24 protein-coding genes and 1 tRNA gene are annotated in these 24,014 nt (G+C 43.8%); 1 reads left to right on the plus strand and 24 read right to left on the minus strand.

Going from position 1 to position 24,014, the window contains the following annotated elements; all coding sequences use genetic code 11:
• Nucleotides 1–296: 296 nt before the first annotated feature.
• From lysS to spoIIE, 16 genes are all read right to left on the minus strand, one after another.
• Complete coding sequence (gene lysS, locus AR334_RS27730) at nt 297–1,781, minus strand: lysine--tRNA ligase (RefSeq protein WP_066321806.1); 1,485 nt, start codon at nt 1,779–1,781, stop codon at nt 297–299.
• A 247-nt stretch (nt 1,782–2,028) separates the two neighbouring features.
• Entirely contained in the window at nt 2,029–3,030 is a 1,002-nt protein-coding gene (gene dusB, locus AR334_RS27735) for a tRNA dihydrouridine synthase DusB (RefSeq protein WP_066321808.1), read from the minus strand.
• Between the two features lie 33 nt (nt 3,031–3,063).
• Nucleotides 3,064–3,270: a helix-turn-helix domain-containing protein gene (locus tag AR334_RS27740; protein ID WP_066321809.1), complete on the minus strand. Its 207-nt coding sequence runs from the start codon at nt 3,268–3,270 to the stop codon at nt 3,064–3,066.
• A complete protein-coding gene (gene folK, locus AR334_RS27745; protein WP_066321811.1) occupies nt 3,222–3,749 on the minus strand; it encodes a 2-amino-4-hydroxy-6-hydroxymethyldihydropteridine diphosphokinase in 528 nt (175 codons plus the stop codon). Before folK ends, AR334_RS27740 begins: the two co-directional genes overlap by 49 nt.
• Before the next feature lie 2 nt (nt 3,750–3,751).
• Entirely contained in the window at nt 3,752–4,111 is a 360-nt protein-coding gene (gene folB / locus AR334_RS27750) for a dihydroneopterin aldolase (protein WP_066321812.1), read from the minus strand.
• A complete protein-coding gene (gene folP, locus AR334_RS27755) occupies nt 4,104–4,949 on the minus strand; it encodes a dihydropteroate synthase (protein ID WP_066321814.1) in 846 nt (281 codons plus the stop codon). The genes folB and folP overlap by 8 nt, the downstream gene beginning before the upstream one ends.
• A 106-nt stretch (nt 4,950–5,055) precedes the next feature.
• Nucleotides 5,056–5,985: a cysteine synthase A gene (gene cysK, locus AR334_RS27760; RefSeq protein ID WP_066321820.1), complete on the minus strand. Its 930-nt coding sequence runs from the start codon at nt 5,983–5,985 to the stop codon at nt 5,056–5,058.
• Between the two features lie 155 nt (nt 5,986–6,140).
• Nucleotides 6,141–7,037 carry a peptidyl-prolyl cis-trans isomerase gene (locus AR334_RS27765; RefSeq protein ID WP_066321822.1) on the minus strand — a complete coding sequence of 299 codons (897 nt, stop codon included), beginning with the start codon at nt 7,035–7,037 and terminating at the stop codon, nt 6,141–6,143.
• Nucleotides 7,038–7,062: 25 nt separating this feature from the next.
• Nucleotides 7,063–7,941 (minus strand): Hsp33 family molecular chaperone HslO, encoded by an 879-nt coding sequence (gene hslO, locus AR334_RS27770; RefSeq protein ID WP_066321824.1) that lies wholly within the window; start codon nt 7,939–7,941, stop codon nt 7,063–7,065.
• A 1-nt stretch (nt 7,942) separates the two neighbouring features.
• Nucleotides 7,943–8,740 (minus strand): type III pantothenate kinase, encoded by a 798-nt coding sequence (locus tag AR334_RS27775; protein WP_066321827.1) that lies wholly within the window; start codon nt 8,738–8,740, stop codon nt 7,943–7,945.
• A gap of 113 nt (nt 8,741–8,853) precedes the next feature.
• Nucleotides 8,854–10,794, minus strand: a complete 1,941-nt coding sequence (gene ftsH / locus AR334_RS27780) for an ATP-dependent zinc metalloprotease FtsH (protein ID WP_066321828.1) — start codon at nt 10,792–10,794, stop codon at nt 8,854–8,856.
• 119 nt (nt 10,795–10,913) lie between these two features.
• A complete protein-coding gene (gene hpt, locus AR334_RS27785; RefSeq protein WP_066321829.1) occupies nt 10,914–11,462 on the minus strand; it encodes a hypoxanthine phosphoribosyltransferase in 549 nt (182 codons plus the stop codon).
• Complete coding sequence (gene tilS / locus AR334_RS27790; protein WP_066321836.1) at nt 11,443–12,867, minus strand: tRNA lysidine(34) synthetase TilS; 1,425 nt, start codon at nt 12,865–12,867, stop codon at nt 11,443–11,445. The genes hpt and tilS overlap by 20 nt, the downstream gene beginning before the upstream one ends.
• A 197-nt stretch (nt 12,868–13,064) precedes the next feature.
• Complete coding sequence (locus tag AR334_RS27795) at nt 13,065–14,078, minus strand: serine/threonine protein kinase (RefSeq protein ID WP_066321839.1); 1,014 nt, start codon at nt 14,076–14,078, stop codon at nt 13,065–13,067.
• Nucleotides 14,047–14,784 (minus strand): VWA domain-containing protein, encoded by a 738-nt coding sequence (locus tag AR334_RS27800; RefSeq protein ID WP_066321843.1) that lies wholly within the window; start codon nt 14,782–14,784, stop codon nt 14,047–14,049. Before AR334_RS27800 ends, AR334_RS27795 begins: the two co-directional genes overlap by 32 nt.
• 95 nt (nt 14,785–14,879) lie before the next feature.
• Nucleotides 14,880–17,357 (minus strand): stage II sporulation protein E, encoded by a 2,478-nt coding sequence (gene spoIIE, locus AR334_RS27805; protein WP_066321845.1) that lies wholly within the window; start codon nt 17,355–17,357, stop codon nt 14,880–14,882.
• A 322-nt stretch (nt 17,358–17,679) separates the two neighbouring features.
• Between spoIIE and AR334_RS27810 the strand changes: the two genes are divergently transcribed.
• A tRNA-Met gene (locus AR334_RS27810) sits at nt 17,680–17,753 on the plus strand.
• Nucleotides 17,754–17,941: 188 nt separating this feature from the next.
• On the opposite strand, the gene AR334_RS27815 is transcribed toward AR334_RS27810, so the two are convergent.
• From AR334_RS27815 to spoVT, 8 genes are all read right to left on the minus strand, one after another.
• Nucleotides 17,942–18,376 carry a S1 domain-containing RNA-binding protein gene (locus AR334_RS27815; RefSeq protein ID WP_066321850.1) on the minus strand — a complete coding sequence of 145 codons (435 nt, stop codon included), beginning with the start codon at nt 18,374–18,376 and terminating at the stop codon, nt 17,942–17,944.
• Nucleotides 18,377–18,471: 95 nt separating this feature from the next.
• Nucleotides 18,472–18,855: a septum formation initiator family protein gene (locus AR334_RS27820; RefSeq protein ID WP_066321851.1), complete on the minus strand. Its 384-nt coding sequence runs from the start codon at nt 18,853–18,855 to the stop codon at nt 18,472–18,474.
• A gap of 15 nt (nt 18,856–18,870) precedes the next feature.
• The gene (yabQ, locus tag AR334_RS27825) at nt 18,871–19,503 is read right to left on the minus strand and encodes a spore cortex biosynthesis protein YabQ (RefSeq protein WP_066321852.1); all 633 of its coding nucleotides are present in this window, start codon (nt 19,501–19,503) and stop codon (nt 18,871–18,873) included.
• Nucleotides 19,500–19,805: a sporulation protein YabP gene (gene yabP / locus AR334_RS27830; protein ID WP_066321854.1), complete on the minus strand. Its 306-nt coding sequence runs from the start codon at nt 19,803–19,805 to the stop codon at nt 19,500–19,502. Before yabP ends, yabQ begins: the two co-directional genes overlap by 4 nt.
• Before the next feature lie 73 nt (nt 19,806–19,878).
• Nucleotides 19,879–20,154 (minus strand): RNA-binding S4 domain-containing protein, encoded by a 276-nt coding sequence (locus tag AR334_RS27835; RefSeq protein WP_066321855.1) that lies wholly within the window; start codon nt 20,152–20,154, stop codon nt 19,879–19,881.
• An 18-nt stretch (nt 20,155–20,172) separates the two neighbouring features.
• Complete coding sequence (gene mazG / locus AR334_RS27840; protein WP_066321857.1) at nt 20,173–21,645, minus strand: nucleoside triphosphate pyrophosphohydrolase; 1,473 nt, start codon at nt 21,643–21,645, stop codon at nt 20,173–20,175.
• 1 nt (nt 21,646) lies between these two features.
• Nucleotides 21,647–23,260, minus strand: a complete 1,614-nt coding sequence (locus tag AR334_RS27845; RefSeq protein WP_066321929.1) for a polysaccharide biosynthesis protein — start codon at nt 23,258–23,260, stop codon at nt 21,647–21,649.
• Between the two features lie 82 nt (nt 23,261–23,342).
• Nucleotides 23,343–23,879, minus strand: a complete 537-nt coding sequence (spoVT, locus tag AR334_RS27850; RefSeq protein WP_066321859.1) for a stage V sporulation protein T — start codon at nt 23,877–23,879, stop codon at nt 23,343–23,345.
• Nucleotides 23,880–24,014 lie beyond the last annotated feature (135 nt).

Here is a 24,014-nt window from a genome sequence, read left to right on the forward strand (position 1 = left end):
AAGAAATGAATGTTTTTATTGTTGACGTTTTTGTTTGTTTAGTTTTCAAAGAACAATCATGTTCGCTCGTAAAAGCGACTTTCTTATCATAACAAGTTATCAACTGAAAGTCAACAACTTTTTTTATTCCTTTTTGTTGGAGAGAATCTGTCTCGCAACAACGAATATTAATATACCACCATTAATAATTTCGTGCAATAGTTTTTTCTCCATTAATCATAAGTTTTAATTTTCGCATTTTTTATCACAAATATACAAAAAAAAGTGCCGGTAAATGGCACTTTTTTAAAAAAATATTATTTATGACGCATAAGCGGGAATAACAATACATCGCGGATGGACGGCGAATTGGTTAGTAACATTACTAGACGGTCAATGCCAATTCCCAAGCCTCCTGTTGGCGGCATGCCGTACTCCAGCGCTTCGATGAAATCTTCATCCATCATATGGGCCTCATCATTGCCCTGCTCGCGCTCTTTTAGCTGCGCTTCAAAACGCTCACGCTGATCAATTGGATCATTTAGCTCCGTGAATGCATTGGCATGCTCGCGGGCGACAATAAACAATTCAAAACGATCTGTGAAGCGCGGGTCTTCTTCATTTTTCTTGGCAAGCGGCGAGATTTCCACCGGATGGCCATAAATGAAGGTTGGCTGGATTAATTTTTCCTCGACCTTTTGCTCAAAGAATTCATTGACGATATGGCCATAAAGCATATGATCAGTTATTTCAACGCCATGGTCTTTGGCAAGCTGTCGTGCTTCCTCGACGCTCATTTCCTTCCAGAAATCAACACCAGTGTATTCCTTGATCGCATCGACCATATGGAGTCTCTTCCATTCCGGCTTAAGGTCTACCTCATATTCTCCATATTGAATCGTAGTTGTTCCTAATACCTCTTGGGCAATATGAGCAATCAAGTTTTCTGTCAAACTCATAATATCGCGGTAATCAGCATACGCCTCATAAAGCTCAATCATTGTAAACTCAGGATTGTGACGGGTTGACACACCCTCATTACGGAACACGCGGCCAATTTCATATACTTTCTCAAGACCGCCGACAATCAACCGCTTTAGATGCAGTTCGATGGCGATCCGCATGTATAATTCCATATCAAGCGCATTATGGTGAGTGATAAACGGACGAGCAGAAGCACCGCCGGCAATGGCATGCATCATAGGTGTTTCCACTTCCAAGTACCCGTGGTCATCCAAGTAACGGCGCATGGATTGTATGATACGGCTGCGGGTAATAAACGTCTCCCGGCTTTCCTGGCTCATGATTAAATCCAAATAGCGTTGGCGATAACGCTGTTCAACATCCTTTAAGCCGTGGAACTTGTCCGGCAGCGGACGTAGTGCCTTGGTCAAGAATACAAAGTTTTCAACTTTGACAGACAGCTCGCCTACTTTTGTTTTAAATAGAGTGCCGTGGACGCCGACAATATCGCCAAGGTCCGCTGAATCAAATACTCCATACTGATCCTCACCAACTGCATCCTGGCGGACATAGATCTGGATTTGGCCTTTTAAGTCCTGGATATGGGCAAAGCCTGCCTTCCCTTTGCCGCGCTTTGTCATAATTCTTCCGGCAAGCGTAACAGAAATGTTCTTTGCTTCTAGTTCATCTTTTTCCATTTCATTGTATTGTTCAACTAGTTCTTGGGTATTGTGGGAACTGTCGAATCGCTTGCCAAAAGGATCAAGCCCATTTTCACGCATCGTTTGCATTTTTTCCCGTCTGACCCTTAATTGGTCATTTAACTCTTCATGATTCACGACTAATCAACTCCAATACTGTCTATATTATGTAAAACGCTATAAAGTGAAACTTCAATCAGTGGGGGTTTTACTGCCCGTTAATGTGGGATAAAACCTGCGTAAAATACCTGTCTTTACATTCTATTATTTTACACAATCTCAGAGATTCAGACATCTAAAATAAAATAAAAACTGCCAGTTTCCCACTGGCAGCTTGCATTGTAAACAAAATTATTATAGGTAATGACACTGTCTATGTCAAATATTAGCCAACAATTGCCTGGCTCGCCTCTTCCGCCTCCGCTTCAATGACAAGGTCAGTCAGCAGGGAGACCAGCTCGTCGCGAGTCCGGCATTCATTAATAGCATTGCGCACTTTGCCGTTACCGCGGACGCTTTTTAGGTACCAAGCCGTATGCTTGCGCATTTCACGAACGGCAATGTCTTCATTTTTAAGCGCAATCAGGCGATCCAAGTGAAGAATGCAGACATCGATTTTTTCACGAACGGATGGTTCCCCCATTAATTTGCCCGTCTCAAGGTATTGAACAGTACGGTAAATCATCCAAGGGTTCCCTAGTGCCGCACGGCCGATCATCACGCCATCGACACCTGTTTCATCTAGCATTCGCCTTGCATCTTGAGGTGTTTGCACGTCACCGTTACCAATGACGGGAATGTTTACCGAGTGCTTAACCTCGCGCATAATGTCCCAATTCGCCTTTCCTTCGTACATTTGAACACGAGTACGGCCATGGAGGGCAACCGCCTTCCCGCCGGCCTTTTCGACCATTTGGGCGTTTTTCACCGCGTAAATATGGTCCTCATCCCAGCCCATCCTCATTTTTACGGTGACCGGTTTTTCAACCGCGTTGACAACGGCTGAAACCATTTCATAGATTTTGTTTGGGTCCAACAGCCATTTTGCTCCGGCATCGCATTTTGTGATTTTTGGAACCGGACAACCCATATTGATATCGATAATGTCGGCGTTGGTGTTTTTATCTACAAACCGGGCAGCTTCGACAAGCGTTTCTTTTTCGCCGCCAAAAATTTGCAGGCTTAGCGGCTTTTCACGTTCATCGATATATAGCATATTCATCGTTTTTTCGTTTTTGAACACGATTCCTTTATCGCTGACCATTTCGGCACAAACCAATCCGGCGCCAAATTCCTTGACCGTTAGGCGAAAGGCCGAGTTGCAAACGCCAGCCATCGGCGCCAGGACAACAGGATTTTTCAATTCAATATCGCCAATTTTCAGCATTGTATAACCTCCTATCCTGGAGTATTTCGAAATCTATTCTTTTGGTGCCAAATCATCAATACTTATTTTTAAGCTTTGGGTAATTTTCTTTAGCAAGTCCTCCGCAGGCAAACGATTACCCCGCTCTATTTCTCCTAAAATCGATACCGAGACGCCCAACTCCTTTGAAAAGCTTTCCTGGGTATACCCTTTTAGCTTTCGATAGGCGCGAATACGTCTTCCCCATTTCTCCGCTTCCATAATCGGACTCCTTCTTTATCTGGTAATTCGTTGATTAATGCGTCTAGAGGCTTTTCCATCGCCGAGATACGAAGATCAGACTTAATTTCATGGAGTGGAATCATGACAAATGCCCGCTCCAACATTCGTGGATGCGGAACAACCAGCTTCTCTGTTTCAATATTTTCTTGATTAAAGGTCAAAATGTCAAGGTCAATTGTCCGTGGACCCCACCTTATTTCCCTTTTTCTGCCAAGGTCCAACTCAGTCTCTAAACATCTGTCAAGCAATTCCATTGCGTTTAAAGCTGTGTTGACCTCAATTACCATATTTAAAAATAAATCCTGTTCCTCATAACCGACTGGGTCGGTTTCATAAATCGAGGAGCATTTTACTAACCGGATATTAGGCGTGCCGGTCAATATTTTGATGGCATTCATCATATTATCATAACGGTTTCCGATGTTGGAGCCAATAGCAATAAGTGCTGTATTTTCCACTTTTATCTTCCCCTTGTAATTTCTACAGCTACTGATTTGTAATGACCGGGAATCGGCGGGTCAGGCTTAATTACCTTCACCGTGACTTCGGCAATCAAAGGAAATCCCGCCAGCACATTAGCGGCAATTTTTTCAGCAACGGCTTCAACCAGCTTATACGGCTTGCCTTCGACAATTTCTTGACAAACTTGGTATAGTTCCGCATAACTAACCGTTTGCTCCAGTTCATCGGTTTCCCCCGCTTGTTTCAAATCAAGCGAAACGGATAAATCCACAGAAAACCGCTGCCCAAGGCGCGTTTCTTCCAGAAAAACGCCATGGTAGCCGTAAAACTGCATTCCATTCACATATATTTTATCCATCAAGTTCACCTTTCCCCATTAGGGCATCCATCATTTTGGCCATCCTGCTCATTTCTTTGACATCATGAACACGTACCATTTGGCATCCTTTTTGAATTCCGTAACAAATCGTGGCCCCTGTGCCTTCCATTCTTTCGCTGACCGGCAGATTTAATGCCTGTCCAATCATCGTTTTTCTTGAAGTAGCCAAAAGAACCGGATAACCAAGATTAACGAGCTTGTCCAAATTTTGCATCATCAACAGGTTTTCCTGATAGTCCTTAGCAAAACCGATGCCCGGGTCGAGAATGATATTTTCATCCTTCACTCCTGCATTTTTCACAATGGCAATGCTTTCATATAAATCATTGAGGACATCCCTCATAAATAGATTATAATTTCGGTCACGGCGATTGTGCATTAGAATAATCGGAACATTGGCCGCCGCTGCCACCGCTCCCATTTGCTCATCTGCCTTTGCGCCCCAAATGTCATTAATAATGTGAGCACCAGCCGCAATCGCCTGTCTAGCCACTTCCGCTTTATAGGTATCAATTGAGATTGGGACTTTGACATGCTTCGCAATAGCCTGTATGATCGGAATCACCCGTTCCAGCTCTTCCTCGGCAGAAACGGCAGCAAAGCCCGGTCTGGTCGATTCACCCCCGACATCAATAATATCCGCACCATTTTCCACCATTTCCTGTGCATGTTCAACAGCGCGATTCATGTCATTAAATCGCCCGCCATCTGAAAAGGAATCGGGAGTGGCATTGAGGATTCCCATGATAATGGTTTTTTTCTTCGTATTTAACGTGTATGGACCGCACTTGATTGCCGGTTCATTAGCTGCATTCATCCCATTTCCCCCTCGAAAAATTTTAAACTTATTTTATCATACATTAAAAACATTATTGGATACAAAAAAAGGGTGCCGGCAATGGCCGACGCCCTTTCACAAGTCATTACTCTGCATCATATTGGTAAAGTGGGGTACTTAAATAACGCTCACCGTTATCAGGGATAATAGCCAACACCTTTTTGCCTTTCCCTAATTGCTTCGCTACCTGTAAGGCTGCAGCAATTGCTGCTCCAGAAGAAATGCCGCCAAGAATTCCTTCTTCACGAGCTGCATGGCGAGATGCTTCGAACGCTTCTTCGGTAGTGATTTTAATGATCTCATCATAAATATTTGTATTTAACGTATCAGGAACAAAGCCGGCGCCCAAACCTTGCAGCTTATGCGGGCCAGGGTTGCCGCCCGATAGAACCGGAGAATCATTTGGCTCCACTGCAACAATTTTTGCATTAGGGAATTTCTCGCGAATGACACTACCTGCACCTGAAATGGTTCCGCCCGTACCAATCCCGGAAACAAATGCGTCAAGCTGATCCATTTGTTCAACAATTTCCTTGCCTGTTGTTCTGCGGTGAACTTCCGGATTTGCAAAGTTTTTAAATTGTTGCGGCATGAAATAGCCCTTTTCAGCAGCTAAGCTTTCAGCTCGGGCAATTGCTCCCTTCATGCCTTCAGGTCCTGGAGTTAACACAAGCTCGGCACCGTAAGCACGAAGCAGGTTGCGTCTTTCTAAGCTCATCGTTTCTGGCATAACAAACACGGCTTTGTAGCCCTTTGCTGCTGCCACCATCGCTAAACCAATTCCAGTATTTCCGCTGGTTGGCTCAATAATGGTATCGACTCCTGGCTTGATTAGGCCTTGCTCTTCAGCTGCTTCAATCATGGCCAAACCGATTCTGTCTTTTACGCTGCTGCCTGGGTTAAAATATTCAAGCTTTAAGTAAACCTCTGCACTATTTTCATCGACAATTCTGTTCAGCTTTACAATCGGTGTTTGCCCGATTAAATCAGTAATTGAATTTGCTACACGAACCATTTGTTGGCACCCCATTTCACTCTATTCCGAGTAATTTTATTGGATTTATTAATATATTCAAAATACCAGTTATAAACTCGTTTTGTCAATGATTTTGCCCCAGGAAATTTGTGAATTTTTTGTATAAAGAAAAACACAGAATAGGAATCTGTGCTTTAGTTTTCGTCTTTAGTTTTTCCGTAAAACCAGTCCACTTTCGCTTCCTTCCAGAAGGTTGTGGCAGAGGCTGGGGTTTTCATTTGTTCCAAGGCAATCTGCCGGCGGATTTGGCTTTTAACTTCTTCATAGGAATACTTTTTCCCGCTGATTTTCCCTTCCAGCTTCAGCAGTACATAGGCGTTGTCCACCTGAACCGGCGTTGAATATTTGCCCTTTTTTAGCTTTTTCGCCGTGTCTATATAAATTCTTGGGTACTGCTCGTCCCCATCTGTAATATAACCAAGATCGCCGCCTTCATTCGCGGAAAATTCATCAACGGACCGCTCCATTGCCAATGCGGAAAAACTCGAGCCCTGTTTCAGTTCATTATAGGCCGCGTCGGCTTCCTTTTTTGTTCTTACCAGGATATGCGATACATGATAGGCTTCCGGGACATCAAATAGATGTTTATTTTTATCATAGTAGCTTTTGACTTCTTTCTCGGAAATGTTGACGTCCTTTGTCAAAAGCTCTTCCAGCAGCAGGTTGTTGCGGATTTGTTCTTTCCACTTTTTTTCATCAAGCTTGGAATTGGGGCCAACCGAATGATTGGTCGCCTGCAGCATTCGAAATTCCCGTTCGACCTCTTGATCGGATATTTTTATCTTTTCTTTTTTCGCCATTTCCTGAACGACCTGCTGATTAATTAGGTCCCTTAAGACATCCTTGCCGTAGCGTGTCTCTAATTCGTGAAGCCAATCCTGCCTGGTAATTTTCTTTTTTCCGATGGTAGCCACCGCTTCCTCAGCTGCCGCACCGCCAACCTCACCCGACTTTGATAGAAAAAAGACAAAGGTTACACAGTTTAGCATAATAAGGCCTGCAATTACCATCCAAAGCTGCTTCTTCCCCAACCTGATCTCCCCTTAATCGCAACTTTTATTTGGCCTCGTTTCTTAGCTCTTCCAATTCTTCCTTTGAAAACTGGTATTTTTCGTTGCAGAAGTGGCAGTGGGCCTCGGCCTTGCCGTCTTCTTCAATCATGGCGGTAATTTCTTGGGCACCTAGTCCGACAATTGCATCTGCAAAGCGCTGCTTGGAGCAGGTGCATTGAAATTTGACTGGCAGGGTTTCAAGGACTTTTACAGGCTCATCTCCAAAAAGCTCCGCCAATAATTGTTCGGGGGTCAAGCCTTGCTCGACTAGTTTTGATACGGGCGGTATCGTTTTTAGCCGCTCCTCGAGCTTTGTGATAATTTTATCGTCTGTTCCCGGCATAATTTGAAGGATGAATCCGCCGGCTGCCAAAATGGAATCATCCGGATTGACCAATACCCCGACGCCAACAGAGGACGGAGTCTGCTCCGAGGTCGCAAAATAATAGGTGAAATCCTCACCAAGCTCACCTGATACTAGCGGAACCTGCCCGGAGAAAAAGTCACGCATTCCGATATCCTTTACCACCGCTAACAAACCATTAGTGCCGACCGCGCGGCGGACATCGAGCTTGCCATGTTCATTAGCTTCAAAATCCACCTGCGGGTTTGTGACATAACCACGCACTTCGCCCTTGGCATTGGCATCGACCAAAATGGGCCCAAGCGGACCGCCGCCATTTATTTTAATGGTCAGCATTTCGTCGCCCTTTAGCATAGCCCCCATCATTACCCCTGCTGTCAATGTCCGCCCTAGTGCTGCCGATGCGGTCCTCCAGGTTTGATGGCGCCGCTGCGCTTCGCTGACTGTGTCGGTTGAAGTGACAGCATAGGCGCGAATGCTGCCGTTAAATCCGAGTGCTTTTACTAAATAATCGCTCATATTAAACCCCTTTCTCGCTGCTGTTTCTTAAGTTGTCCATGTTTCGTTTATAAATTAGCTGTAACCCTTTTAATGTTAGGAAAGGATCAACAACATCAATAACCGTTGATTCCTGCGCAATTAAACTAGCTAGACCCCCAGTAGCAATGACCGTAGGTTTTTTTTCGCTTTGAGACATCATTCGTTTGACAATACCCTCAACTTGGCCGACGTATCCATAGACTATGCCAGCCTGCATCGCTGCCACTGTATTTTTGCCGATTACCCCTTCAGGGCGGACGATTTCAATCCTTGGCAATTTAGCCGCCCTTGAATATAAAGCCTCTGTCGAGATGCCAATCCCAGGAGCAATCGCGCCGCCCATATATTGGCCATGTTCATTTACATAACAATAGGTTGTCGCGGTACCGAAGTCGACGATTACCAGCGGGCTGCCGTACTCGTGAATCGCGGCAATCGCATTGACGATGCGGTCGGCCCCCACTTCCCGAGGATTCTCATATTTAATATTTAACCCTGTTTTGATTCCAGGTCCGACAACTAATGGTTTTACGTGGAAATACTTTTGACACATTCTTTCCAGCGCAAACATGATCGGCGGCACAACGGAAGAAATAATAATGCCGTTTACATCAGTAAATTTCAGTCCTGAAAAATCAAATAACGCCTTGATGTTCATCCCGAACTCATCCTCTGTCCGGTTGCGGCTTGTCTCGACCCGCCAGTGGTATTTCAGTTCGTCATTGTCATATACGCCCAAAACAATATTAGTATTTCCCACGTCAATAACCAAAATCACATCTATCACTCACTTTATCGGATTTTTCATATTCCACATGCAAACATAATAACATAATATAGCCTATTGCGAAAAAAAAGAGTGCTTCATTTACGAAGCACTCTCGTCTGAATTTATTTGCTTGTATCATCTGATGAGCTTTCTTCAGAAGAATTCTCATCCTTTTTTGCATTGATGTTTACTTTCACATCATCGGCCTTTTTCATGTCGACTACAACAGATTTAAGTTCCTCCGGATTTTCCGGTAAGCGGCCATTATCGATTAAATACTTAATTTGTTCAGCATTTAATGTTTCCACTTCAAGGAGCGTTTTCGCAATTAAATCAAGCTTATCGCGATTCTCGGTAAGGATCTGTCTGCATCGTTCGTAGGAGTCTTTAATAATCCGTTGTATTTCCAAATCGATTTCATAGGCAATCGCATCAGAATAATTTTGTTCATTATGAAGGTCACGTCCAAGGAATACCTGACCGCCAGACTGTTGACCGAACTGCAGCGGTCCAAGCTTATCGCTCATTCCGAATTCGGTTACCATGCGGCGGGCAATGCCTGTCGCACGCTGGAAGTCATTGTGTGCCCCAGTACTAACTTCACCAAAGACAATCTCCTCTGCCACGCGTCCGCCTAATAGGCCAACAATCTTATCAAGCAGTTCCGGCTTTGTCATGAAATAACGATCTTCTCTTGGAAGCATGACAGCATAACCGCCTGCCTGACCGCGAGGCACAATCGTTACCTTATGGACCATATCCGCTTCATCCAACACTAGGCCAATAACGGTATGGCCGCCTTCGTGGAAGGCAACGATCCGTCTCTCCTTTTCAGAGATCACACGGCTCTTTTTCGCCGGACCGGCAATCACACGGTCTGTGGCCTCGTCAATATCCACCATTTCAATTTTCTTTTTGTTTTGTCGTGCGGCCACTAGGGCTGCTTCATTTAACAGGTTCTCAAGGTCTGCACCCGAAAATCCTGGGGTACGCATGGCAATATTTTTCAGATTAACCGCCTCATCCAATGGCTTATTGCGGGCATGTACTTTTAAGACCGCCTCGCGGCCATTGACATCTGGACGGTCAACGGTAATTTGACGGTCAAAACGCCCCGGACGGAGTAACGCTGGATCCAAAATATCCGGACGGTTTGTCGCAGCAATGATAATGATTCCTTCATTGGCTCCGAATCCATCCATTTCAACTAACAACTGGTTCAGTGTCTGCTCACGCTCATCATGTCCGCCGCCAAGACCGGCACCACGCTGGCGCCCTACGGCATCAATTTCATCGATAAAGATGATACATGGAGCATTTTTCTTTGCATTTTCAAACAAGTCACGGACACGGGATGCACCGACCCCGACAAACATTTCAACGAAATCAGATCCGCTGATCGAGAAGAACGGTACGCCTGCCTCACCGGCAACAGCACGGGCCAATAATGTTTTACCGGTACCCGGAGGTCCGACTAACAGAACGCCTTTAGGGATACGTGCGCCAAGTTCAGCAAATTTCCGCGGGTCTTTTAGAAACTCAACCACTTCGACCAATTCGGCCTTTTCTTCATCTGCACCGGCGACATCTCTGAAACGGACTTTTTTCTTGTCATCGTTATAGAGCCTTGCTTTGGACTTGCCGAAGTTCATCACCCGGCTGCCGCCGCCTTGCGCCTGGTTAAGCAAGAAGAAAAATAAAATAAAGATAATCACAAACGGAATAATCGATGTGAAGAAGGTAACCCAGCCGCTCGTTTCTTTTGCAGGCATAACGTCCACTTTTGCATCGGAATTTTGAACGGTGTCAAGGATCTTCTCCCCGTTTGGTATATAAGTGATGAATTTCTTACTATTTGCTTCCAGCTCACCGCGTATCTCAAACACGCCCCGTTCCGGCTGCATTGTAAATGACTTAACTTCGCCACTTTCCAATTGTTCAACAAACTTGTCGTATGAGATTTGGTCGGTTGGCTCATTGTTTCCGTTAAAGAAACTGACTACACCTATAATGACTAAAAATATCAATAAATAAAAGATGGTATTACGGAAAATCCGATTCATCTCTTACCTCCTCCCGCGGGTAAAAACTACATTAAATAGTATCATAGAAAATCTTGTTAATTCAAGGAATAGCCCTTGGTGACCGGGACGTTTAGCATTATCGGAAAACCTGAATTAGGTTATTGATTATTGCTGTATACTTCGGGTTTCAATACCCCGATATATGGAAGGTTCCGGTATTTTTCGATGTAATCCAGGCCATACCCAACAACAAACTCATCCGGTACGATAAAACCGACATAATCCGCTTTGATTTGGCTTTTCCTGCCGCTTGGCTTATCGAGCAGCGTGACGATTTTAATTGATTTGGCCTTACGGTAGCGGAATAAATCCACCAAGTAGCTTAGGGTTAACCCGCTATCGATGATATCCTCGATAATCAGGATATCCCGTCCTTCGACAGAGGTATCCAAATCCTTTAGAATCTTCACTTCTCCGGAAGATTTTAACGCGGTTCCATAGCTTGATACATCCATGAAATCCATTTCCAAATAGCAATCCATGCGTTTCAGCAAATCCGCCATAAACGGCATTGCGCCTTTAAGGACACCGATGGCCAGTGGAAAGCGGTCCTTATATTCCTCTGTTAATTGTGTGGCCAGTTCCCTTATCTTTTCCTGAATTTCTTCTTCCGAAACTAACACCTTTTCAATATCCTGGTTCATCATCCAATGTGCCCCCTAGAAGATCATTACCTACATATTTGAGTAGTATATATGGTTTTTCTTTTTTCTCAATTCCTTCAAATGATGATTTTTTCAAACCTGGAAGCCAGAGAATGCTTCCGTTTCTATCCGTAATGACAGGCCAGAGGTCACGGTCATACATCGGGATCTTTTGGTCGATAAAGATATCTTTTAACTTTTTTGAACCTGTCATCCCTTTTAATGTCATTCGGTCCCCACTTTGTCTGGTACGAATAATCAGCGGCCATTGGACCGCCTCTACAGAAAATAGAGCAGTATGTGCCTTCGTATCTTGAATATTGCCCTTTGAATATTCGGCAGTAAGCACTCCGTTTGGGAGGTTTACTGACCCCGGCCCGTTGAGTTGGATTGAGTACTTTTCCACCTTGAGATGCTGAAATTGAAACAGCAGCTCACGATAAGACCGATATACCTTTAGGTCACCCGGTAAATCCAGTTCTCCCGACGGTCCGCCATAGTTGATTAAGTAAAAAATCTGATCAATATGTACAGCGGAAAGAGCGGCCGGTTTTTCCTTGTAAAGATAGTTTAATATTAGTTGAATCCCTCTCCTTTGTAAAGGTAAAGGCATTTCAAGGAATTCAGCAATGTCAATGATTATTTTGCCTATTTCTTTGTTTTTCACTACTGTATTCATTTTTTCGATCGTTAATTCCTGCAGAAACGCTTCGTCTGTTTGCAATTCCTCGCCAAAGCGCTGAAAATGCTCATGAACAAGAGGGTTTTCATTTTTTAAAAAAGGAAGAACCTTATGACGGAACCTGTTTCTGCTGTAAGTGTCCTTGTTATTGCTCGGGTCGATTCTCGGGGTAAGTCGGTGCCTCTCACAATACTCAAGAATTTCATTTTTGGTTAAACACAAAAATGGCCGAAAAATGGTTCCTTGGCCAAAGGGGCGTGAGAACGGAATCCCTGCCCTTGCCATCCCTGTACTGCCCCGGGTAAAACGCATCAACATCGTTTCCATCTGATCGTCGCCATGATGGCCAAGGGCTAAATACGGGGCTTGATAACGCTCCATGACTTTTCTATAGAAATCATATCTTGCCTCTCTTGCTGCAGACTGGGAACTTTTCCCTTCAGCCTTCATTTTTTCCGGGACATTGATTCGCACCATCTCAAAAGGGACCGCTATTTTTTCACAATATTCCTTAACAAACAAAGCGTCCTCAAACGACTCTTGACCGCGAAACATATGGTCGACATGGGCCACGATAATGGTCAGATGTCTTTTTTCTTTAGTTTGGTTTAGGTAGTGAAGCAGTGCCAAAGAGTCAGGCCCTCCCGAAACCCCAACAACGATTTTTTTATTTTCCAGCTTGAACGAACGGCGTTTGAGAAAGGCCTCAACCTTCACTTCCAACATATCATTACACCCTGCTTGCTACAAAGTTCGAATATCAGGCGAAAGCACACAGTCCATACCGTGTTGCTTCCGTCTTTCTACTTAGAATACCACTTATGTTAAATTACTATCAAAACATAGGCTTGCCAATTGAAGAATTTTAATTAACCATTAGGTGTTTCCATTCATACGAATGAAAGCAAAATAAGTTTCAACGTTTATAGCAATTTTAAAAAAATGTACATGCTATATAGGACGCAAAGAACGATGCTGATAAAGAAAAATTCCATCCAGCCGCTTTTTTTCTTCTTTTTCCGATATTGCTGCCTTGACATCGGTCCGCCTCCCGCAGCTTGCTGCATTGCCGGACGCTTCGACCCCGCAGTAGACACACCTGCAGTTTTGGTACTGTTATGTGAATTTTTTTGGTCACTCATTGCAGCCAATAAATCGACTCTCATTTGCCCTGCTGTCTGATAATGGCCCTGGAGTGCTTTTAAAATGACTTTTTCAAATCGTTTCAGCTCTGGCTTTTGCCTGATTGCTTCTTTTAACTGAGCCAACCCGCCTGTTGTCTTCGTGAGCCTTTGAGGATAGGCGGTATTAATCATCATCATCGCCACTGCAAATAAATCATAGCCTCGATCAGCTTTCCGCGAGCCCAATCCCCAATAGCCACGATCGTAAAACTCGGTGAACTCTTTGATCGCCCGCCCTTGAATCGTCGTACCGCCCACATCGATGCATCTGATTGTCGGCGGGGGACCGGTGACAATCAGGTTCTCCGGTTTCAAATCGCCAAACACCCAGCCATTTTCATGGAGTTTGTCCAAATCGCTAAGCAGTTGCAAAAATAACACCGGCACCCACGCTTTTCCTTTTTTCTGAATAAATGCGAGCAAATCGGGACCGTGGATATATTCCATCGCATAATAGGACAGACGGCCATAGCTGCTGTGCCAATCGTCCACGTCAAACAAAGAAGGCCCGAGGGTTGGGGGCCCCTGGACCTTCGCAAAGGATTTTAACACATTTACCTCAGAGGTAATCGACATACTGTTATCGCTCATCTTCAACGCTATCTGAGTATCGTTATGCTTGGCAAGGTAGACCACTCCATTGGCGCCAAATCCCAGTTCCTTTATAATCACATATTGCTTAGAATGCCATTTCCCTTTTATAACGGTTCCGGGACTAATCCTATACTGAGTCTTCCAAGTATGATTCATCATCACTTGCCAGCAAGCTCCTTAATGATGGTTTTTGATTAAATGAGGATAAGGCCGTCCTGAGTGCCGGGCCGGTGGGGGTTATTCCTCCCGTCGACAGCTTGGAAAACACGCTTGTCAAATTTTGCAGGTTTGGCGTCCAATCGAGCAATTTTTCGACATCATTCCTTTTCCCGGGAAATACGTAAACAGAGAACTGATTTTCCCCTGTACGTGCATTCAAGCTTAAAGAAAGGTCAAACAGTGCTTCTTTCACGGTCGGAAGCTTATGTTTCATGCTGGCGCTGGTGTCGACAAGAATCAACACCTCCAGTTCGACAGTTTCTCCTAGTTCATCGACAACCTCCATGACCTCGCCCCGTTTTTCCGGCGGCAGGTCCTCCATTGTTTTCGAGCGTCCTAAAATTTGCTGCAATTCCCGATTGACGACCCCTTGGATGGTTTGATTCATCGCTTTTCTTGTAACCATTTGCACTGTCTGTGACAACTGCTGGGCATAGACAATCTGACTGACCCCGCCGCCTGACATGGCAATACCTTCGATTTCCGTCATTCCTTTTTCATCAATCACATCTTGCTCCATTACACCGATGACGTTTACGGTTACCCCTTGCTCCCTTGCTAGGGCGGCAATCGCAATTGGATCCTCTCCCTGATTTGAACAGCCATCGGTTATAAGAAGAATCTGGCGGATTTTCCCTGTATACATAACGATCTCCCTCCACTTATCTTATTAGCTATCATTTTCGACCGAGTGGAGGGTATTTATACATATTTCATACTTCAGCTGGTTAAAATAATCGGTTAGGCGCGCTTCTTTAATTTTTGCATGGGGATGGAGGCCCACTTTGGGGTATTATGTTTGATTTTCGCAACCATGATGGTCATATCGTCATCAATCACTTCCCCTTTCGAGCGGATCACTTCCTCGAGAATTAAGTCAGCAATATCCTGCGGGTCGTCCGTTTCCAATTCAAGAATTTTGCGTTTCATCCATAAATCGTAGTTTTCTACATGTTTTGGACCCTCAAATATCCCATCGCTCATCATGATTAACAGGTCTCCTGCCTTTAACTGCTCGCTGACAACGTCAACCTCGAAATCCTGAAGAATTCCCATCGGCAAATTACTGGCTTGAATCTTGATTACCTTTTTGCCCCGTTTAATGAAGCTTGGGGTGGAGCCGATCTTCAGGAATTTTGCTGAGGCATTTTTTAAGTCAATCATCGCCAGGTCCAGGGTGGAGAAAATTTCGTCCGTCGTCCTTAAAGAAAGAATCGAGTTAACCGATTTAATCGCGATTTGTTCCTCAATTCCCGATTGTAGAATCTTTTGCAAGAGCTTTAATGTCTCCTTGCTTTCATAATGGGCTCGTTCGCCATTGCCCATGCCATCGCTGATCGCTATCGCAAACTTGCCGAGTCCGAGCTCAATCGTTGAATGACTGTCACCAGATACAAGCCCCCCATCTTTAGCGGCATGGGCCACTCCTGTTTCAACGGTATATGCCTTTGAGGACCTGAATACGACGTGACAATATCCGTTTGGATAGGCGGCGCATTCCTCCCTGTTCACCAAAATCGTTTCACCTAGAATATCGGACAGCATCGGAGCAATCAATTTCTCACACTCACCTCGGCCGTTGCAATATGGGATGGACATCTCAATATCGACATTGCCCGGTTCAAGGCTGTAGATTTCAACCTGCTCAATATGAATGCCAAACCCCTGCATTGCTTCCATAATTTGTTCTTCCTGTTTGTAATAGTTTTCGCGTTCACGCTGAATTTCCTTGGCGAAGTTATCCATCACCTCGGAGACGCCCATCAACTGGTCGGCTACCAGATTCCGGCTCTCTTGAACCTTTTTCTTCAATTTTTGATTGGCTTGATAGAAGGTCAACTCTGTGCCAATCGTTTCATAGACCTTTTTGGAACGGGTACATAGCTTTTCCCATTCTCGAGCCAGTTTTAAGGAAACATTTCCATCATTTTGGTCCATTTCATGAATAATTTCCTCCAAATAGGCATAGGTTGTACTAAAATTCTTCGCCCAGCATTGTTCCTTCTTAAAGCAGGTTTGGCATGTCTTTTCGGTCACATGGCTCATAAAGTAATCCATTTCGCGAATGCTCTCTTCACCGTCCAGCTCTTCTCTATCAAGCTGGGAAAAGCTTTTGGACAAGGCATGAAAGACACTGGAAAACTGGGAAACCCGCTGCGCAGTCACATCGCGCATTTTTCGCATATATTTTTGCTGTTCGGCTGTATGCTCCGGCGTGCCGGGAATATATTTGGCCAATCTCGATGTTAGCATTTGCGGAGTCAATAAAAATAGAGAAATGGCAGCAGCCGATTCGAGTATTGTCAGCTTAATAGAGCCGCCGCCTTCCCCGTACATGGCGATTAATAGTGTGGCAATAAACAAACCGATAGACACCCCGATTTTTTTCCCTTCCTTCATCAATCCGCCTAATACCCCTGAAAAAGCCAGCAAGCTCATATGATAAAAACTAGAGACACTGGCTAGACTGAAAATCAACCCGGTCACGACCCCCACGGTCGACCCGATGGTCGCTCCGGCAATAAACGAAAATATTAACACAAGGTAACGGGATAAAATATGCTCCACTGATAGGTCATAGACTTTCCAGCCAATGGTTCCCGTCATGATGGAAGCGAGCATAATAATCAGGCAGACTATTTCCTCGGTTTTTAGCAATTGTCTGCGTTTATTGAAGGTTAGCAGCGGAATGCTTTGTAGGAAAATCAGCGTGAGGATAAAGGCGAGACTTGCCTGGACACCGACCATCATCCCGTCGTAGATTGTAAGCTGGTCCGAAAAATAATAGGATTCCGCCAGTTTTCCTAGCCCCAAGATACTTCCGACAAAAAATGGCAGTGCCTTCATTTCATTATCAATCCATTTTTGGCTGATTCGATAGATAATGATAAAGCAAACGGTAATGATGAAGGTTAGGGCGGCGTTTGCCAGCGATAGGGTGGCCGCACCCGAAATGAGCCCGATTAAAGCGATTGGTGCCCGGTCCCGTTTAATTAAATAAACCGCTGCAAAAAAAGGCAGACTAAACGGGGCCAGCTTTGCCAGGATTAACGCCCGTCCTAACAGAAAGCCGACAATTAATAAAAGGATCCCTTTTTTGATAAAAAAGGATTCCAGCATAAATTGAAATTTTTTTAACCCATTTCCAAAATTCCACTTTGGAGAGTGAAGGTTTACTTCTCCGATCGGCTCTACTAAACTTGCGTTTGGCTTCTCCATTTTTTCTCACTCCCTGATAGTTTTAGTTGAAAACTATTATAGAGTTGATAGATTTAAAAGTTTGTCAAATTAGTGAACAAGTTAAAAAAATCGTTCGACTGTTTTCACTATATTCATCCAAATAATAGTACCTATCCCGAATAGATGACGTTTCCTTGTGTAAATTAAAGTTTATATTGACTTTCCATAGCGGTGTTTGTATTATATTATTTGTGTTTTTAAATGAAAACTTGCCGATTGGCGAGTCCGTTAGGACGGTTCATGAGGCATAGTTGAATTTATGCGTTCAGAATTTAGGGAATAAATTCTGATTAGCTAATTTGGCGGTGTAGCTCAGCTGGCTAGAGCGTACGGTTCATACCCGTAAGGTCGGGGGTTCGATCCCCTCCGCCGCTATAACGAAAAGCGGAAGCGCCTTGACCAGGGGCTGCAGCTAGACAGAATTGAGGGAAAAACCGGCGATGTAGCCGGTTTATTTTTATAAAAAAATCGAATCACAAAAAAGACAAGCCATTATGACTTGTCTTTAATCTATTAGATAGTACAGTGATACCTGCTTTATCCGAGTAAAAGTCAGCAGCAAGTTAACCCCGTCTGGCCCCTCTTCCTCCACGCTTGGACTCTGTGTGCCGCTTTAGGGAAGATAAACGATCCTCGCTATCCTTTAAAAATTTCGCCATTTTTGTTTCAAAGTTCTCTGGTCTAGAATGATTACGATCGTTCGATCTGCCCTGACGAGGACGTTGGTTTGAAAATTTTCGTTCTCTTTCCGGTTGTTCTGGTCTATCTTTGGCCTTTTTAATGGATAGTCCAATCTTTCCATCCTTTTCAACATTAAGAACCTTGACCTCAACTTGGTCGCCGACTTTAAGATGATCATTAATATCTTTTACATAATTGTCAGCAACCTCACTGATGTGAACAAGTCCTGTTGAACCATCCGGCAGCTCCACAAACGCTCCGAAATTTGTAATTCCTGTCACCTTTCCTTGTAACTTGCTGCCTACTTCGATTGACATAAAAAAAATGTTCCTCCTTAAAAATATAAAAAATCAAACTTACTATATATTATACAGAAAGGGAAATTTGAGTGTCAATAATACGCCCTATTGGTTCATTTTTCCTTCTTTTCTTCAGGAATATTAAAGATAATTTCGTTTTTCTCCGAGAAAAAGTATTCTTTCCTGGCCAGCTTGGCAATATACTCGTCATCGTTTAATTTTATGATATTTTCGTTTAAAATATCTTCCTGCTTTTTCAGTTGGGCGAGCTCGATTTTAAGCTTCTCATGCTCGGCCATTTTTGCCTCAAGCTTGGCATTTTGGGAAATCAGGCTGGAAATCAACAAATAAGACAGGAAAGCAGCAAACACAAAAAACAAGGACAGCCGTCTAAGTAACAGCTTCCGTTTCCTGGCTGAAGCGATTTCCGCATATTCCTGCTGTTTGATATACGGCGTTTGGATTCTGGATACATTTTTTTGACGTTCAGCTCCCATTTCCCATACCCTACCTTACTCTTTTGTTTTTTTCCACTTTTCAATCCACTTGTTTATATAATTCCAGATTGCCTTAAATTTTCCTGCCGTTTTATTATATAACTTCTCGACGGATTTTTTAAGGCTTTTCGGCAAAAGTTTCCACAATATTAGCAAAATCTGTTTTACAATGCCAAAAATCAACCTAATTATATATAGGATAACACTCCAAATAAATTTTGCCAGGGATAACAGTCCCTTGCCAACGGTCATAACGATGACAATAACTAGCTGAATTAAACCGACAATCGGTTTGTAAATAAGCATCATAAAAGTCCTTTTAATAAATCGCGCCAACGAAATGACCGTCCTGATGGCTAGCTCCAGCAGCCTAAGGTACGTTGTTTTCAACAAGCTTTGATAGGCGGCAAACCCGCACAAAAGGGCAATAAAAATATAAAACCTTAATTCGCCGTTATTGACTAAAAACAATGCATAAAAGATAAGCATTGCCTGAATCATCCAAAACAGCAGATCATTGACGAATACAATCCAGGCCTTTCGCTTGGGCCTGTCCAAAAATCTTTGATACGTATCAAAAAGGGCCCCAAATAGCGACCCCATTCCGATCATGGAAAGCATTGTGAGAAATTGAGTCGAAAGGGTCATCGGAACAACTTGCTAAAGAACCCTTTAGCTTTCTCCCCGTGATGTTCATCCAAGTAGACGAGATCAAAGATTTTCCCTTTAATCGACACGATCCCTTTTTCGACGTCGAGATTCTTCATTTGCAAATTTTGCCCTTTAATGGCCAAAAATCCCATTGATGTCTCCAACAAAAATTCCTCATTATCAAAGCTTTCCACCTGCTTTACGCCGGTAATATCAAGAAGCTTTCTTCCTCTCATCATTACATCATGGTCTGGAATATTACTTTTCGTTGAATGATTATCGTAATATTGTTGGCTCATTCTCATCCCCCACAATCATTTGTCTCGCTACAACATTTTTATGTTAGGGACAAGAAAAATAGAACGAGCTTTACTATAAACCTTCGTCTGAATAACTTACCTTTTCCTCTTTAACGATCGTGTACATTTCCGCCGCTTCTTCCTTGCGGGTCGTTTCCTGAATCCGCTCGATTCTGACGGTGACTTTCCTTTGTCCAAGCCTAAGTGTCAGTTCATCGCCCACTTTCACCGTTGAGCTGGCCTTGGCCTCTTTGCCGTTAAGCTCAATCCGGCCTTGGTCGGAAACCTCTTTGGCTAAGGTTCTGCGTTTAATTAATCTTGAGACTTTTAAAAACTTATCCAAACGCATCTTCTGTTCTCCCCCAATCTATAATCCTTTTTGTTTTGCTTCATCCCAATAATGGTCGAGCTCTTCAAGCGTATAGTCAGCAAAGTCCTTGCCACTCTTATTTACCTGTTGTTCAATGTAGTGAAACCGGCGAACAAATTTTTCGTTTGTTTGAAAAAGTGCCTCTTCCGGATGAATTTTAAGGAACCTTGCCACATTGACAAATGCAAATAATAAGTCGCCGAATTCCTTTCCCGCCCGGTCCATGCTTCCGTCGGTTTCATTTAATTCAGCAGTGAATTCCTCCAGCTCTTCTTTCACTTTCTCCAAAGCCGGGGTAATTTCCTGCCAGTCAAAGCCCACCTTTGCCGCCTTCTTTTGCAACTCATAGGCTCTCAGCAAATTAGGAAGTGCTTTGGAAACACCGTCAAGCAGCGAGTTTTGCACATGACTTCCGCCTTTTTCTTGCACCTTAATCTGCTGCCAATTTTGAACAACCTCCTCGGCATTTGCCGCCTTGCCTTCCCCAAATACATGCGGATGGCGGCGGACCATTTTTGCCGACAGCCCTTCAATCACATCATCGATAGAAAAATAACCATCATCCTCGCCAATTTGTGCATGAAGCATCACCTGAAGCAAAACATCCCCAAGTTCTTCGATCAAATGGTCAATATCGCCTTCGTTGATTGCTTCAATCGCTTCATAGGTTTCTTCGATTAAATATCTTTTTAATGATTCATGGGTTTGCTCCTTATCCCACGGGCAGCCATTCGGCCCTCTTAACTCAGCAATAATAGCTCGCAGCTTTGCAAAGGTTTTCCAAAGGATTTCCTCATCCTTTACAGGTGGAACATACACAGAGGTCAGATTATTAATTGATATATTGCGGTCCAATTCATATAGTGGCACCTTCTCGATGACTTCCTGTTTGCTGCCGGCTGCTGTGACAATCCAAACCTCGTAGTCATCTGGATATCTCTCCATTAGCGTTAATTTGACATCGGAGGCAACAAACTGATCATATACCTGGCTGATGATAATATGCTGGTCCATTTGAAGTTCGCCAGCGTGAATCGAGGTGCCATCCAACAGCTGAAATCCGTCGATCGGATCGATTCTTAAGGATGCAAAGGTCGCGTCAATAAAGCTTTGCCCGCCGCCTACAACAATATTCACTCCCGCCGTTGGCCCTTTTTCAAACAGAAGCTGGACCGTGCGCTCTGCCACAAGCGGATGACCCGGCACTGCATAGATGACGTTTTCGGTGCCCGCCTTTTCGAGCAGGATCGTGGCAATTTCCTCATAAACCTCATCAAATTGATCATGCTGTTCATAAACATCATCAAACGAAGTAAATGTCATTCCTTCATGGGCCAACTCTGCTACAACGGGATGCTCTTTTGTTCTTAAGTAGACATGGTCAGCCTTGATTAATTTTCGATAAACACCGACTTGCAGTTGCTCCAAGTCTCCGGCACCCAAACCAACAATCTCAATTTTTTTAGCCATATTAATTCCGATCCTTTCGAGCCATTAAATAGATGAATTTACTGCCAAACGGAAAAAGTGCCAGCTCATCTTCTCTGAATACTTTTCCTCTAATCACAATGAAGCTAAAGACAAGTACGCCAAAGCCTACAGCCGATAACGCTTGCAGCGCTGCTCCTGTCCGGCTGCCAGCAAGCGAGCCAGCCAGGTTATCAATTAAGAGAAAATAGCCTTTTAAAGATAAAATCATCGCCAAAGCAGCAACAGAAACGGTTGCTAAAAACCTCAATGGCACCAAGGAAATGGGAACCATTTTTTTTAATTTTAATAACAAAATGATGGTGACAATACCTAATGAAATAAGTGTTGAAATCGCAGCTCCCATTGTTCCATACACAGGAACCAACACCATATTCAACATGTATTTGACTGGGAACAGACTTACCGTCGCCAATGCTGGGGCCATGAGGCTTCCCAGTCCCTGCAAAACTGCCATTGCAATAGAAATAATCGATGTAAACAAAATAACAAAACTGAGAACGCCCAAAACTGAGGAGCCAAGGTCATTCTCGAACAGCATGATATTGGTCGGATTGATAATTGCCGCCAGCCCGAAAGCGGCACCGAGTCCAATAACGAGGCTTACTTTAATTGCCAGCTGGATTTTATGATATAAAAATTCTGGCCTGGCTGCCATACGATCACGAGTAATTAGCGGTACAAGCGTAAGGGATATCGATGATGCCACAACCGTTCCCAATTGAATTAACGGCTGCCCCCGGTCATAGATCCCTTTTAGGGTTTTGGCCGGGTCCGGTCCGATACCTGATTTTACAAGCAATGAATATAGATTTAACGAGTCGGCCAATTGGATAAATATCATCAGCATCCCGCTGATGCAAATCGCTAGGCCATGAAAGGTGAGCGCTTTTACAATCGGCGTTATCCATGGTCTGCCCTTTCGAAGAAGCCCATACCCCGGCGCTATTATTCTCCATTCTTTACGAATCCATATAAACATAAACAAAATGATTCCGGAAACGATGGTTCCGGTAATGGAACCAAACATCGCTCCCCCGCCGACAAGGTATAAGGAGACACCCTTTTGCATCAGCAGATAGGAAAGAAACAGAATCGTCAACACCCGGACGGTCTGCTCGCCTACTTGTGATAAGGCAGTTGGCATCATATCGCCAATTCCCTGGTAAAACCCGCGCAGCGTGGCCATAAACGGAAATGTTAAAAAGACGATCGAGACGACCCTAATTAAAACTGAAAGGTCGGGGTCGTGCATCCATCTGGCGATTAGGTCTGCCCCAAAATAAAGGACCAGAAAGCAGATTAGGCCAAATAGTTGTAAGTATAGGAATGATACAAATAGCAGCAGACGGGATTTCTCGACTTCCCCATTTTCCTTTTGTTCCGCATAAAGCTTGGAGATCACAACCGGAAAGCCTGTTGTTGACAGTACGACCGCCATTCCATAAAACGGATACACTTGCTGGTATATGTAAAAACCGATATCACCCACGATATTTTGAAAGGGGATCCGGTAAAAGGCACTTAAAATCTTCGTAATGATTGCAGCAATAGTTAAAATAAAGGCCCCTTTAAACAAAGCCTTTGAAGGGTTCACATAGTTCACCTGCCTTAAGAACGCATAAGCGCCTTCAATTATAGCATTAAAAAAGGCAGCCAGGGCTGCCTTTTTAGTAAAATTACTGCTCCATTTGTCGGGCAAGGAAGCCTGCTGCTGTTTCTACGGCCTTTTGTTCGACTTCTCCAAGTGTTCCCTCTTTTGAAAAAATAATCACCGCTCCAATTGGGTCACCATTTGCGATAATCGGTCCAATTGTGTAAGATGTCACCGTCTCATCATTGCCTTCCACCAAGGCGACATCGCCTTGCTGGGTAATGAGCACTGAATTGCGATCTTCCATCGTTTTTTCAACTAATTCACTAATATTTTTATTTAAATAATCCTTTTTTGATCCACCTGCAACTGCAATGTAAGCATCTCTATCACAAATCAGAACAGGATTACCGAGGCTGTCAAATAGGGCTTCAGCATATTCCTTGGCAAAATCGCTTAACTCGCTGATTGGTGAATACTTCTTTAAAATGACTTCCCCATCCCGGTCAACAAAGATCTCTAACGGATCCCCTTCACGGATACGCAGGGTTCTGCGTATTTCTTTAGGAATTACAACACGACCCAAATCATCGATTCGACGAACTATTCCAGTTGCTTTCATCCAATGTTGCCTCACTTTCATCTGATGATTTTTGAACTTGGTTAGTGATTTTTGTAATCACTGCCAACTTTGAACTTAGTATCTTTCAACTGGAAAGTTCTATACACAAACGTCACATTTTTTTCACATATTCAG

The organism is Bacillus sp. FJAT-29814, from assembly GCF_001510715.1.
Lineage (GTDB): Bacteria > Bacillota > Bacilli > Bacillales > Cytobacillaceae > Neobacillus.

Bases quoted from the DNA above. Each gene is read 5' to 3' on its own strand.
- folB (WP_066321812.1), bottom strand. From the start codon at position 4,111: ATGGATAAAATATATGTGAATGGAATGCAGTTTTACGGCTACCATGGC.
- tilS (WP_066321836.1), bottom strand. From the start codon at position 12,867: ATGTTGGAAGTGAAGGTTGAGGCCTTTCTCAAACGCCGTTCGTTCAAG.
- AR334_RS27740 (WP_066321809.1), bottom strand. From the start codon at position 3,270: ATGGAAGCGGAGAAATGGGGAAGACGTATTCGCGCCTATCGAAAGCTA.
- dusB (WP_066321808.1), bottom strand. From the start codon at position 3,030: ATGCTGAAAATTGGCGATATTGAATTGAAAAATCCTGTTGTCCTGGCG.
- spoIIE (WP_066321845.1), bottom strand. From the start codon at position 17,357: ATGGAGAAGCCAAACGCAAGTTTAGTAGAGCCGATCGGAGAAGTAAAC.
- AR334_RS27835 (WP_066321855.1), bottom strand. From the start codon at position 20,154: ATGCGTTTGGATAAGTTTTTAAAAGTCTCAAGATTAATTAAACGCAGA.
- mazG (WP_066321857.1), bottom strand. From the start codon at position 21,645: ATGGCTAAAAAAATTGAGATTGTTGGTTTGGGTGCCGGAGACTTGGAG.
- AR334_RS27800 (WP_066321843.1), bottom strand. From the start codon at position 14,784: ATGTATACAGGGAAAATCCGCCAGATTCTTCTTATAACCGATGGCTGT.
- AR334_RS27815 (WP_066321850.1), bottom strand. From the start codon at position 18,376: ATGTCAATCGAAGTAGGCAGCAAGTTACAAGGAAAGGTGACAGGAATT.
- hpt (WP_066321829.1), bottom strand. From the start codon at position 11,462: ATGATGAACCAGGATATTGAAAAGGTGTTAGTTTCGGAAGAAGAAATT.
- spoVT (WP_066321859.1), bottom strand. From the start codon at position 23,879: ATGAAAGCAACTGGAATAGTTCGTCGAATCGATGATTTGGGTCGTGTT.
- cysK (WP_066321820.1), bottom strand. From the start codon at position 5,985: ATGGTTCGTGTAGCAAATTCAATTACTGATTTAATCGGGCAAACACCG.
- AR334_RS27820 (WP_066321851.1), bottom strand. From the start codon at position 18,855: ATGGGAGCTGAACGTCAAAAAAATGTATCCAGAATCCAAACGCCGTAT.
- ftsH (WP_066321828.1), bottom strand. From the start codon at position 10,794: ATGAATCGGATTTTCCGTAATACCATCTTTTATTTATTGATATTTTTA.
- folP (WP_066321814.1), bottom strand. From the start codon at position 4,949: ATGAATGCAGCTAATGAACCGGCAATCAAGTGCGGTCCATACACGTTA.
- yabP (WP_066321854.1), bottom strand. From the start codon at position 19,805: ATGAGCCAACAATATTACGATAATCATTCAACGAAAAGTAATATTCCA.
- yabQ (WP_066321852.1), bottom strand. From the start codon at position 19,503: ATGACCCTTTCGACTCAATTTCTCACAATGCTTTCCATGATCGGAATG.
- AR334_RS27795 (WP_066321839.1), bottom strand. From the start codon at position 14,078: ATGATGAATCATACTTGGAAGACTCAGTATAGGATTAGTCCCGGAACC.
- hslO (WP_066321824.1), bottom strand. From the start codon at position 7,941: ATGAGCGATTATTTAGTAAAAGCACTCGGATTTAACGGCAGCATTCGC.